The sequence below is a fragment of the Flavobacterium sp. WG21 genome, from assembly GCF_000335775.1.
In the GTDB taxonomy this organism is placed as follows: Bacteria; Bacteroidota; Bacteroidia; order Flavobacteriales; family Flavobacteriaceae; genus Flavobacterium; species Flavobacterium tructae.
The window spans coordinates 58155-69609 of the sequence record NZ_AMYW01000014.1 but is presented as its reverse complement, the minus strand read 5'-3'; the positions used below and the strand labels follow the sequence as shown (position 1 = coordinate 69609).

13 protein-coding genes and 1 pseudogene are annotated in these 11455 nt (G+C 32.3%); 8 read left to right on the top strand and 6 right to left on the bottom strand.

Features of this window, described 5'->3' with window-relative positions; genetic code table 11:
- Positions 1 to 209: 209 nt before the first annotated feature.
- The 6 genes from C245_RS0111890 to C245_RS0111865 all read right to left on the bottom strand — a co-directional run bounded on the left by C245_RS0111890 (position 210) and on the right by C245_RS0111865 (position 4668).
- Positions 210 to 1046 carry a hypothetical protein gene (locus C245_RS0111890; protein WP_017496820.1) on the bottom strand — a complete coding sequence of 279 codons (837 nt, stop codon included), beginning with the start codon at positions 1044 to 1046 and terminating at the stop codon, positions 210 to 212.
- A gap of 34 nt (positions 1047 to 1080) precedes the next feature.
- Complete coding sequence (locus C245_RS0111885) at positions 1081 to 2199, bottom strand: hypothetical protein (protein ID WP_157495845.1); 1119 nt, start codon at positions 2197 to 2199, stop codon at positions 1081 to 1083.
- Between the two features lie 10 nt (positions 2200 to 2209).
- Positions 2210 to 2506: a hypothetical protein gene (locus C245_RS0111880; RefSeq protein WP_157495843.1), complete on the bottom strand. Its 297-nt coding sequence runs from the start codon at positions 2504 to 2506 to the stop codon at positions 2210 to 2212.
- Between the two features lie 523 nt (positions 2507 to 3029).
- Complete coding sequence (locus C245_RS0111875; RefSeq protein ID WP_017496817.1) at positions 3030 to 3440, bottom strand: hypothetical protein; 411 nt, start codon at positions 3438 to 3440, stop codon at positions 3030 to 3032.
- A gap of 206 nt (positions 3441 to 3646) precedes the next feature.
- Complete coding sequence (locus C245_RS0111870) at positions 3647 to 4156, bottom strand: hypothetical protein (RefSeq protein ID WP_157495841.1); 510 nt, start codon at positions 4154 to 4156, stop codon at positions 3647 to 3649.
- 185 nt (positions 4157 to 4341) lie between these two features.
- Complete coding sequence (locus C245_RS0111865) at positions 4342 to 4668, bottom strand: hypothetical protein (RefSeq protein WP_017496815.1); 327 nt, start codon at positions 4666 to 4668, stop codon at positions 4342 to 4344.
- Positions 4669 to 4910: 242 nt separating this feature from the next.
- Between C245_RS0111865 and C245_RS0111860 the strand changes: the two genes are divergently transcribed.
- The 8 genes and pseudogenes from C245_RS0111860 to C245_RS0111830 all read left to right on the top strand — a co-directional run bounded on the left by C245_RS0111860 (position 4911) and on the right by C245_RS0111830 (position 11444).
- Complete coding sequence (locus C245_RS0111860) at positions 4911 to 5330, top strand: helix-turn-helix domain-containing protein (RefSeq protein WP_017496814.1); 420 nt, start codon at positions 4911 to 4913, stop codon at positions 5328 to 5330.
- A gap of 176 nt (positions 5331 to 5506) precedes the next feature.
- Positions 5507 to 6235, top strand: a complete 729-nt coding sequence (locus C245_RS0111855; protein ID WP_017496813.1) for a hypothetical protein — start codon at positions 5507 to 5509, stop codon at positions 6233 to 6235.
- Between the two features lie 56 nt (positions 6236 to 6291).
- Positions 6292 to 6434, top strand: a pseudogene (locus tag C245_RS24620) (transcriptional regulator); the annotation flags it as partial.
- Between the two features lie 250 nt (positions 6435 to 6684).
- Complete coding sequence (locus tag C245_RS0111850) at positions 6685 to 8247, top strand: type I restriction-modification system subunit M (RefSeq protein ID WP_017496812.1); 1563 nt, start codon at positions 6685 to 6687, stop codon at positions 8245 to 8247.
- A complete protein-coding gene (locus C245_RS22980) occupies positions 8247 to 9449 on the top strand; it encodes a restriction endonuclease subunit S (RefSeq protein WP_017496811.1) in 1203 nt (400 codons plus the stop codon). The genes C245_RS0111850 and C245_RS22980 overlap by 1 nt, the downstream gene beginning before the upstream one ends.
- 2 nt (positions 9450 to 9451) lie before the next feature.
- Positions 9452 to 10072 (top strand): DUF1737 domain-containing protein, encoded by a 621-nt coding sequence (locus C245_RS0111840; RefSeq protein ID WP_017496810.1) that lies wholly within the window; start codon positions 9452 to 9454, stop codon positions 10070 to 10072.
- Between the two features lie 108 nt (positions 10073 to 10180).
- Positions 10181 to 10855: a hypothetical protein gene (locus C245_RS0111835; protein ID WP_017496809.1), complete on the top strand. Its 675-nt coding sequence runs from the start codon at positions 10181 to 10183 to the stop codon at positions 10853 to 10855.
- On the top strand, positions 10842 to 11444 hold the full coding sequence (locus C245_RS0111830; RefSeq protein ID WP_017496808.1) for a hypothetical protein: 603 nt from the start codon (positions 10842 to 10844) through the stop codon (positions 11442 to 11444). Before C245_RS0111835 ends, C245_RS0111830 begins: the two co-directional genes overlap by 14 nt.
- The last annotated feature ends 11 nt before the right edge of the window (positions 11445 to 11455 follow it).

The window sequence follows — 11455 nt, the reverse complement described above, 5'->3', positions numbered from 1 at the left end:
GGTATTACTTTGAAGTAAGTACATACTAGTATTAAATTGCGATTTACTCGGCTAATTGCTATGAAAGAGCTTTAGCAATAGCAGAGTGCAACGCACTATCAATAGTGATTCGTATTGTTTACGCCCTAAAAGGGCAAAAGCCTAATCGCAAAGTGCGTCACCAATCATTTCTTAACGTTATTAGTAGGGAAAACACAATGTTTCTTTTATTACTTAGAAGTCCACACTTCAATTTGTCCTATGGGAACTAATTTTTGATATTTCGGAGTAATTGAATTAACAATCTTATATTCATCATTCAATAATTTGTTTGCCTCTTTAGCAAGCCTCTCATCTTCTGCATGAAAGTATTTAATAATATTGCTAAACTTTCCGTTAACCTTGTCAATTCTTGGTGCGGCCCATTCATTCTCCTTAAATTTTTGCTGTATGCTTTCTACATTTTTAATATTAATACCTGAGGCATACTGAATATATACTATCTTTTTGAGTATCGAAGTGATGAGTGTAGATTTCAAGGTATCAGCTACTTGAGAAACGGGCTGTTGGTTCTTAATAGTTGAGTCATATACTACATTAGTTGGGTAAATAGAACTAGTTTTGTCCACCCCATACAAACTGACAATATTGTTCCATTTTATAGTATCATACTTCATTAAAAAATCTCTTGGAACTTTATATGACAATTCTTCTTTGTTTACACCTGTCTTTTTTGTGTTTAAAATAAGTGATTCTGCAAAACCAACTAACATTTCCTTATCTTGAGCTCTCAAAACTCCTCCTTCGGTATTGTTTCTCAAATACCTTTCCAGCGTCAATAAAGCCAAATCTGATCTAATGCTACTTTTCATAGAAGTATCTTGCGTAAATTTTTCAATAAGATCTCCAATCATTTTATTTTCATCGATTTTTTTTTCAAAAGTGGCAACCTTATCAGACATTATTGAAGTTTGATAACCTACCAGAGACGTAAATACTACCAATACCGTAGTGGATAAAAAAGTACCTATCGTACTTAATTTATCCCAGATATCTTTATTTTCCATTATGTTTCTATTTAATAGTTAAATTTAACTGTGGTTAACTCCCAAAATTGTATGTAACGTTAAGAAAACCAAGAACATTGGAATTTTCAACATCATATTTTACCGTAATTGGAATCCAAAAATCTTTAGCCAATCGTATCCTTAATTCTACATTGGCAGTAATAGTTTCATGGTCCTCATCAGGCAATACATTTTTAAAAATCTTATTATACTCCCCCAAAGCTTTAATTTCAAAACAGCTTATTTTTTCGGGATGCTTTCTCAATAGCACAAAATTCAAACCAGCCTTTCCGTTTAAAGACGTTCTCGGCATACTGACCAAACTTGTATCAGCATAAGTAAATGTGCACCTTACATCAATTTCTTCATTAGATTTTGCAATTCCCTTGAGTAGAATTGTACTCAGAGAATATTTATTAAATTTACCCTCTGTATTAGTAGAGCCATCGGCAGCAATAGTCCAAAGAAGTTTAGTTTTAGCCTTGTCGATCTCTGAAGTCCGAAGCTGACTTAAAGATTTGATATAATTTGAAATGTCCTGATTATTAGGGCCCGTTTCATCTATATTTTTAAGTGATGTTTTATCCTTCTCAAATTCCTTTATTATTTTTTCATAATAAGTATTGTCAGCAGGATTGTATTCAATTCCGTTTAGCAAATCTTCACTGGCTTTATTCAATTCTTCTAATTCTTTATCGTTTAAACCGACCGCTAATTTGGATTGAATAATTTGAAACCTTCTTATAAAAAGTTCTCTATACTTGCCATATTTAGTTTTAGCCAAATTGATTGTTAAGCTATCCCTCCCATTGACAATGGCATAAGTAAAACCTCCCGAAAATCCAGTGTATTTATACTTTTCATCTAAATTGACTTTTGCATTTATTTGAAAATTTCGTAAAAAATAAGATTTTTCAATTGTGAGATCTGATAATTTTGATATATCAGCATTATACATGATTTTAAACAATGTAGTATTCAATTCTAATGATTTTTCATCTTTAGAAAAATTTTTTGTGGTCAACTGAATAACGTTGTAAAGCGCATCTTTAAAGTTACCGGTTCTACTATTATCAATTTCTTCAATTATTTGCTCTTGACAAAGCATATTTACATTAAGTAATAGCGATATAATAAGTAATATTCTCTTCATAGGCTTACGGTTATATAAAAACTTTAAAAATCTTCGAATAAATAGGACTAGTTATATTGTAAGATTTCTTACTGTTTTTCCCTAAATTATCTGTATAACTTACCTCTACATCGGTCTGACCTTTCTTCGGATTTTCACCGGAAACAATCACATTGTATTCCCCTTCTCCAATTACAAAGGTTTCATCAAAAGAAACATCTCTTTTGATACTTGTGTCATGACTACTATTAACTTTGTCAATAAAAACCAAAACAGGAACAGGTGCTTTACCTCCCTTAATACTTAATTTAATACGAACACTTCCCATAAATTTCAATAATTTAATTTCGCCTACTCGATGCCCTCTTTTCGGCTTCCGAGGATATTTTGGAAACATGAATTAAAAAGAAAGAGTAATAAACTCTTTTTAATTTCGGCTATATTTTATAAAGAAAAGGTTTTCTAAAGTGAGACTAAAACTATTATAACTTTACCAATTTCCATCTTTGTTATGTGCAAAGTATAAGGAAAATGTAACTCAAATATATATCCAGAATAATAATACTATTGCAAACTATGACTTATTAAGAGGTCATTACTATTTGCTTTTTTATAGGCGTGTGTAGTGAAGATAATATTAATAAAAAACAGAACTTACCCCGGTATACTATAATTTATAAGTATTGGATGAGTTTAAACTATCTTAAACTAAGGTACGATCAAAAACATATAGAACCAATACGTACTTATACGCGTTTTTATTTATAAAGAAGAGAATCTATTTAGTACAAGTGTTCAATAAAAAAGGGTTGTCTTTATCAGACAACCCTCTTTTTAATACTTACAAACTGTTACAAGGTAGTTTTATGAGCGGTAATAGTACTTAAAAACTCTTCTACTTCCTCCAATTCATTGTTTACGCGTTGCAAGTCCAGTTCTTTTTGCAGCAAGGCCACTACTCCGTAACTTACTTTTCGATTTTCGAGTAAGAATTTTTTATACTCTAACTTTACCTTCTTTTTAAGCTCGTCTTCCTTAGTTGGACCATCCGGTAGTGCATCAAGTACAACATCTGCAGCCTTTAGTTCGGCGAGCACCCCCTTTAATATTGCTTCTATTTCTAAAGACGAAGTTTCAAACCGAGTGGTCTGATAATCTTCAGAAAGCTTTTTAAAAGTTAATTCTGCCTTCTCTTTCTCTGCCCACATCAATAAAGCGTCGCAGTCTGCTGCTGTTGTAATTCTTTTGATAGAATAAGCCATGTCTTTAATATTTTAAGATTTATACTACAATAGTATTAAAAATCAAAACACCTTTTATCTGTAAGAAATATTTTATAAAAAGATTAACTTTTTTATCCAAAAAAAGTAGATTATCCACTATGAATTATCAATTATTAATCGGAAACTCCAGCTTCGACTTCGCTCAGCCGGACATTCGGCTAACCTACACAACTCACAACTCACAACTAATAACTCAACAGCCGCTCATTCAGCTTTAGTTCCTCTTGTTGCAGTACCCAGAGTTTAAGTACGTAGGGCTCCTGCACATCTAAGCCATTTTTGGTAATATCTTTTTTGGCATTGTTTCTAATAACCTGCAAAACTGTCTGCTCCTCTTTGGCTGCTAAGAAATCGGAGAGCTGCAAAGCGATGAGTGTAGCCTCGTATTTTTTTTGATGACTCTCGAGTTTTTTGAATGTAACCAGCTGTTTGTGTTTATTGGTTATTAGTTGTTTTTCTAAAAACTTTTTTGTTTTTGCTCTCTGAGTTTCGATATGCTCAAAATTATGCTGATCCTGCCCGTCCAATTGCTTCACAAAAGCAAGCATTTCACTCAGTTTTAGTTTAGCTGCTACAGATAAATCACGTTTACCTGATACATACATCGCCCAATTGCTGCGTGTAACTTGCAACAACATGGCCATATTTTCTTGTTTGATCCCTAAAAGTTCTACAATTTGCTTCTCTTTTTTCATCACTCCCACTTTAATTTGGTTAGTACACTTTATTCCTGTGACAAATTTTATTTTTTGTTTAAATTTGTCACAAAAACTGTGACAAATTTAATTTTATTTTTTGTTTTGTCACAACTTCTGTGACAAAATCATTTATTTTATTATTTTGTCACAAAAATACTCGCCATGTCTTTTTCAATACCGTTCTACGACTCGGTAGCCAGCAACTGACTCAGTTCGCTCAAAAATTCAAGTTCATCCATAGGAAACAGCTGCAAAACGGTTTCGAGAATAAGCCCCACATTAATCGTTTCATTTTTTTCTGTCTCCTGAAACTTAGGTGCATGTTCATCCAACGCCACTATACACAACCTGAGCATATTGGTAATCACACAACCCAGCTCATAATAATTGACAAACTTCAGTTGAGCCGTATTGCTTTGTGTTTGATCTTCCCCCGGCTTTAAGGTGTGGAAATAACGCGCCGTTAACTTTTTAAATTTCTCCAGATTCTCCATTTCATTTCGCTCCATAATAGTTTTTTTATTTTTATTCTTGCCACAGATTAAAGGATTAAAATGATTAAAAAATCTATGAGAATCTGATAATCTGTGGCTGTTATTTTTTAAATATAAGAAAAAGTGTATTTTTGTTTAACAAGTCGCAAGAAAAGAATAGATTACAGAAACGCCAATTATTTTTTGCTGTATGCTACACAACCAAATATGTTTCATACATCTTGCCTCTTATTATACTTAATTATTATCTTTGAATTATGAGCACACAAACGAAACCCAACCATATAGGCCGAAAAATTAGCCGTATTCGTGAACTGAAAGACATGAAACAAGAAGCTTTGGCACAGGCTTTAGGAACCAACCAACAGGCGATTTCTATTATAGAAAACAGTGAAACCGTTGATGAAGAAAAACTAAGTCAGATTGCAAAAGCTTTGGGTGTAACTGTGGAAGCCATTAAAAATTTTTCGGAAGAAGGGGTGTTTAATTATTTCAATAACATATATGATAATGATATTAGTGGTACTATTCTTAATGCACCACAATCAAATCATTGTACATTCAATCCTCTAGATAAAATGATGGAAGTTGTTGAAGAAAACAGAAAGCTTTACGAACGCTTGCTGCAAGCTGAAAAAGATAAAATCGAATATTTGGAAAAGCTATTGAAGAAATAGAATTCTATTTTTTATTATAACGAATAGAGACTGCTGATTGTGTGTTTTTTTTTAAAATGTTATCATTATCTAAGCCTTATTGTTTTAATAAAAACCGAAGCCATATTTAAAACTCAAAAGACAGATATTCCTTAATTATTTATAATTTTATTCACGAAAAATTAAATTAATCAAATATGTCATTAATCATATCAACATATGTACCAGAGGGAATTATAATTGCGGGAGATAGCAGACTAACATTAAGTTGGAATGAAAAAGAAGACAGTTCAAATGTTGAAAAAAACTTTTCTATTATTGCAACAGACACTAATACAAAAGTATTCTCAATTAAAGATAAATTTGGACTTGCTACGTTCGGTGCCGCAGATGTTAATGGTATTCCGATTTCTGGATATATAAATCAATTCATAGAAGAAAAAATTAACGACACAACAGAAATAGATGATATACCAAAATTTCTTCACGAGTTTTTTGGAGATCCCCTTGGAAAACCAAAAACGTATTTTTATCTAGCCGGATATAAAATTGAAAATAGAATATCTATTCCATATCTTTATCTATTAGATATTAATAACTCAACAACTGCAAGAATTAATGAAACTGATGGGAAAATACAATTTGGTGCAAATTGGGGAGGAGAAAGCGAAGTAATGACAAGACTTTTAACTGACATCAAAATACAACAAAATGGAATATTCACTGATCTAAAGTCATCGGGAATTCCATTCAATTTTTTTACATTACAAGATGCAATTGATTTTTCAAATTATGCTGTTAATACAACGATTGAAACATTCAGATTTCAACAAAGAATAAAAACAGTAGGTGGACCAGTTGATATTCTATCTATTACTCCCAATGATGTAAATTGGATTAAGAAAAAAGAATTAACTAGTAACTGACACATCTATACAGTTATAAACAAACTTAAGAGATTTTTAGTATTCGTTAAGGTTCTAATTTTGGAAACAATAATACATGTACTTTCAACCCACTTGATAAATTAATTGAATCCGTAGACGAGAATAAAAAGCTTTACGAACGCTTACTACAAGCTGAAAAGATAAAATCGAATATTTGGAAAAGCTATTGAAGAAATAGAAAACCATTTTTGTTATGATTACGAGAGACCGCTATTGCGGTCTTTTTTTTTGTTTTCTCTCTTTGTTAAAACAATGCTTTAAAGTCTCAGTACTTTTAAAATAATTACCATAAACTACAACTTTACCACAATAACTCAGAAGAAAGAGAATTCTTTATTTTTTTACGCTTTTCCTCTTTTAGCTTCCATATATATTCGATATTTTAGCACTCTTTACGATTTTAGATTTAATACCATAATAATTGCTTCATGGCAGCCGAACAAAAACAAAAATTAGAACAACAACTTTGGAATATCGCAAACACCCTACGTGGGAAAATGGATGCCGATGATTTTAGAGATTACATATTAGGTTTTATTTTCTACAAATACCTGAGTACAAAAATGGATTTGTACGCCAACGAAATACTACAACCAGACGGATTAACTTTTCAGGAAGTTCCCGGGCATACCGATGAAGCTTTGCTGATGGAAGAGTTAAAACAATTGGCGATTGATAAATTGGGCTTTTTCTTAGAACCATCAGAATTGTTTTCGGAATTGGCCAAAAGAGGAAACTCAGGCGGAAAAAACAATTTTATCCTGGGTGATTTAACCAAAGTACTCACGCATATTGAGCAAAGTACAATGGGTTCTGAAAGCGAAGAAGATTTTGGAAACCTTTTCTCTGACCTGGACTTAACGTCTCACAAACTAGGAAAATCTGAGGCCGATAAAAACGAATTGATCGTAAAAGTATTGGTTCATCTTGACGAGATCGATTTTGATCTGGAAAATACCGACAGCGATGTACTGGGCGATGCTTACGAATATTTGATAGGACAATTTGCCAGCGGAGCGGGAAAAAAAGCAGGAGAATTTTATACACCGCAACAAGTGAGCAGTATTCTGGCACAATTGGTTACAGTAGGTAAAGATCAACTGAAAAATGTTTACGACCCCACTTGTGGTTCCGGTTCCTTGTTATTGCGTGTAGCCAAAGAAGTAAAAAGTAAGTGTGAATTTTACGGCCAGGAAATGAATCCTACCACCTACAACTTATGTCGTATGAACATGATTATGCACGACGTGCATTACAAACGTTTTGATATTAAAAATGAAGATACTTTAGAACGCCCACAGCATTACGACCAGCGTTTTGAAGCCATTGTGGCCAATCCACCTTTTTCGGCCAATTGGAGCGCCAGTCCTTTACACATGAACGACGAGCGTTTCTCCGACTATGGAAAACTTGCCCCTAGCAGCAAAGCCGATTTTGCTTTTGTACAACACATGGTGCACCAGTTAGACGATAACGGAACGATGGCGGTGGTTTTGCCGCACGGTGTTTTGTTTCGCGGTGCTGCCGAAGGACACATTCGCCAATATTTGATCAAAGAAAAAAATTATCTGGATGCCGTAATAGGTTTACCCGCTAATATATTTTACGGAACAAGTATCCCGACTTGTATTTTAGTTTTGAAGAAAAAAAGACCCCATGCCGAAGACATTTTGTTTATTGATGCCAGCCAGCAGTACGAAAAGGTAAAAAACCAAAATGTATTGCGTACCGAGGATATTGACAAAATCATCAACGCTTACAAAAACCGTAAACCTGAAAACAAATACAGTCATGTCGCTCTTTTAAGCGAAGTTGAAACTAATGATTACAACTTAAACATTCCTCGTTATGTAGATACTTTTGAAGAAGAAGATGCTGTAGATTTAAAAGCTATAACCACCGAATTGCGAGAATTGGAAACGCTTGGTAAAACTACCGATGCAACTATAGCTGCCTTTTGTAAAGAACTAGGAATTGAAACACCATTTTAATGAGTACAATGACTTTACATAACGAAAAGAAAAAGACTTTGGTGCCAAAATTAAGGTTTCAGGAATTTACTAATGAATGGAAATCCAAAAAATTAGAAAATTGGAACTTAAAAGTTATTGATGGAGATAGAGGAGCAAATTATCCAAATGGAAATGATTTTTCTTTTGAGGGATACTGTCTTTTTATGAATGCAAAAAATGTAACAAAAAATGGATTTTCTTTTGAAACCAAAATGTTTATAACAAAAGAGAAAGATGAAAAATTAAGAAAAGGAAAACTCAAAAGGAATGATTTAGTTTTAACAACAAGAGGTTCAGTTGGAAATATTGCTTATTATAATAATTCTATAAAATATGATCATTTAAGAATTAATTCGGGAATGGTTTTAATTAGAAATGAAAATTCTTTAATTGATTCAAACTTTCTTTATATCAGTTTTGTTACCCCAAAATTAAATAAAATAATTGATACAATTGCTTTCGGTAGTGCTCAACCGCAATTAACAGTTAAAGAAATTAATCTTTTTAAAATAAGTATTCCAACACTTCCAGAACAACAAAAAATAGCTTCTTTTTTAAGTGCGGTCGATGAAAAAATTCAGCAACTTTCTCGTAAAAAAATAATATTAGAGCAATACAAAAAAGGTATCATGCAGCAATTGTTTTCTGGTAAGCTGCGGTTTAAAAATGAGAATGGAGAGGATTATCCGGATTGGGAGGAGAAGAAGTTGGGGGATGTTCTTAAAATTGGAAGTGGTAAAGATTATAAGCATTTAGAAAATGGAACTATTCCAGTTTTTGGAACTGGTGGTTATATGCTTTCTGTAAACAAATATCTTCATAATGGGGAGACCGTATTTATTGGACGAAAAGGGACAATAGACAAACCATTTTATTTCGATGGTAAATTTTGGACTGTAGATACTTTGTTTTATACACATAGTTTTAAAAATACTACTCCTAAATTTATTTACTGTGTATTTCAACAAATAAATTGGAAATTACACAATGAAGCTTCAGGAGTGCCTAGCTTATCAAAATCAACAATTGAAAAATTAAAATTTGATTTTCCTTGCATTTCAGAGCAACAAAAAATAGCCGCCTTTTTATCAAGTATCGATACCAAAATAGAAAGTGTAAACCAACAAATAGCCCAAACGCAAACGTTTAAAAAAGGGTTGTTGCAGCAAATGTTTGTGTAATTATGAATAGAAAAATTATAGATTATATTGTTGTAGAGTTTGTGAAAGTTAGACACGAAGATCCTCCGTATTATTCTATAACACATAAAGGAGAGGAGCTTAAAGTGGCCTTACATATTAAAAATCTAGATAATGAAATTTTAATTCTTGAACACAAAAAAATGCTTCTTCAGGAAGTAATTAATTATATCAATCACCTTTTGAATACAATTGGAGATTTTTCAAACTATAAAGTATCCGGGGATGATATTGTATTCTATCAAGAGAAGCACAATGATTCACATCCGTTAAAACGAATAACCTATTATGATTATTTAAATGAAAATGAGGATGAATATTATAGAACAGAACTTAAAAAAGAAGTTCAAATAAAAGAAAAAGAAATTGCCGCGCTTGATAAAAAAATTGCAATTATCAAAAATGAATTGCAGAAGCTAAAAATTAAAGAAAGTGTCATAGTAGAAAATAATAAAAGTCTTGATTTTGAAAATTTCCGTACTGACTTTGAAAAAAGTGTACTATACTATTTAGAAAAAGGATATGAGCCTCAAGGCGGGGTGTCAATTTCAAAAAACGATTCTAATTATCTGGTTTATGGTCAGGCAATGGTTAAATATGAATAATCAATTTAGCCGATAAGGTACTGAGGAAAAGTACAAACATCAAATGAACGAAATACAAAGCTTTAAGAAAGGCTTGTTTGGGGTAATGCTTGCGTAAAATAATATTATATGATTTCATACTTCCACAAAAGAAAGGGTACTTTGGGCCCATGTGAAGATAGCTTAACAGCGGTAGTTTTTGATACACTAAAATATTTACCTGTAGAAATGTTTTGGTCGATTCTTAAGGGTTCACTGTACCACGATAAATTACCTGCAGATTCAGGTAATGCGTTGTCTATTTCATTCTGGGACAAATGGAAATCTAAAAGCACCTCTAATTCTAATTTTGTTGAACCTGATCTTTTTTTGCGATTCAATGAATTTGATGTCATTATTGAAGCAAAAAGACGCAATGAAAAGCAACAAAGCAGCGCTCAAATGGAAAATGAAATTCAGGCTTATTACAATGAATATGATCATGAGGGCAAGCCCTTATATTTTATTCAATTAGGAGGTTTACACCATATAAACGACGAGCCTGATTATTGCATACACGACAAAAAGGTTGTGATTTGTAAAACCAACTGGTCAAAATTATTAGAACAAATAGTTTCAGAAAACAATCGGGTTAAAAATAGCGATAGTAGTATTTTTACCGCCTACAGCCGTATTCTTGAAGATTCAATCAATGGTTTTGCACTTCATCAATACTACAAAAAAAGGTGGCTCAAAAACTTAAATGTTCAAAAGTCAAATCACAATCAATCTTCAGAAAATCTATTCCCTTATGTCAGAAAATAATACTGATACCTTATTAGAAGTACGCAAAGCTTATCGTCTTTTATTTGAATATCAAACAAGAATTTTAGATTTAGTTGATTTCATTGGAAGTTCTTACGGTTATAGTTATAATGGAGGTTACTCCAAATTCAGTAATGGAAGTCCAAATAATGGTACGGGAAAATTAACCCAATGGGCTTGGGATTGGCTTAGCATGTATTTTTACGAATTTAACTTTGGAAGAAAAGATGAAAAGACTTTTGCCGTATTTATAGTAAATGATACCGGATTCTTTCAAACAAGAAAAAAGGGTAACGTTTTTAAAACAAAAGTTAGTTCTTTTGACGCAGTTGAAAATTCTAAAACAAAATTGATTTTTGTAGTTGGAAAAAATATTTGGAATGGATGGGGAAAAGACTGGGATGATGACCATTTTATTTTAGACAAAGAAGGTCACAAAAAAACAGAGGACAAAATAATGCTTTTCAAAAGCTATCCCTTAGAAGATTTTTTTGACGAAGACAACGCCATTGAAAATTTAAGAGACTTTGAAAATTATTGCAAAAGTTTGGAAGTAGATTTTAAATACAAAGAAAAAGCTGTATCCTAAAAACACCACAA

What these genes read in the sequence shown, in the direction of transcription:
- C245_RS0111890 (WP_017496820.1), bottom strand. Translation starts at nt 1,046, where the DNA reads ATGGAAAATAAAGATATCTGGGATAAATTAAGTACGATAGGTACTTTT.
- C245_RS0111885 (WP_157495845.1), bottom strand. Translation starts at nt 2,199, where the DNA reads ATGAAGAGAATATTACTTATTATATCGCTATTACTTAATGTAAATATG.
- C245_RS0111880 (WP_157495843.1), bottom strand. Translation starts at nt 2,506, where the DNA reads ATGGGAAGTGTTCGTATTAAATTAAGTATTAAGGGAGGTAAAGCACCT.
- C245_RS0111875 (WP_017496817.1), bottom strand. Translation starts at nt 3,440, where the DNA reads ATGGCTTATTCTATCAAAAGAATTACAACAGCAGCAGACTGCGACGCT.
- C245_RS0111870 (WP_157495841.1), bottom strand. Translation starts at nt 4,156, where the DNA reads ATGAAAAAAGAGAAGCAAATTGTAGAACTTTTAGGGATCAAACAAGAA.
- C245_RS0111865 (WP_017496815.1), bottom strand. Translation starts at nt 4,668, where the DNA reads ATGGAGCGAAATGAAATGGAGAATCTGGAGAAATTTAAAAAGTTAACG.
- C245_RS0111860 (WP_017496814.1), top strand. Translation starts at nt 4,911, where the DNA reads ATGAGCACACAAACGAAACCCAACCATATAGGCCGAAAAATTAGCCGT.
- C245_RS0111855 (WP_017496813.1), top strand. Translation starts at nt 5,507, where the DNA reads ATGTCATTAATCATATCAACATATGTACCAGAGGGAATTATAATTGCG.
- C245_RS0111850 (WP_017496812.1), top strand. Translation starts at nt 6,685, where the DNA reads ATGGCAGCCGAACAAAAACAAAAATTAGAACAACAACTTTGGAATATC.
- C245_RS22980 (WP_017496811.1), top strand. Translation starts at nt 8,247, where the DNA reads ATGAGTACAATGACTTTACATAACGAAAAGAAAAAGACTTTGGTGCCA.
- C245_RS0111840 (WP_017496810.1), top strand. Translation starts at nt 9,452, where the DNA reads ATGAATAGAAAAATTATAGATTATATTGTTGTAGAGTTTGTGAAAGTT.
- C245_RS0111835 (WP_017496809.1), top strand. Translation starts at nt 10,181, where the DNA reads ATGATTTCATACTTCCACAAAAGAAAGGGTACTTTGGGCCCATGTGAA.
- C245_RS0111830 (WP_017496808.1), top strand. Translation starts at nt 10,842, where the DNA reads ATGTCAGAAAATAATACTGATACCTTATTAGAAGTACGCAAAGCTTAT.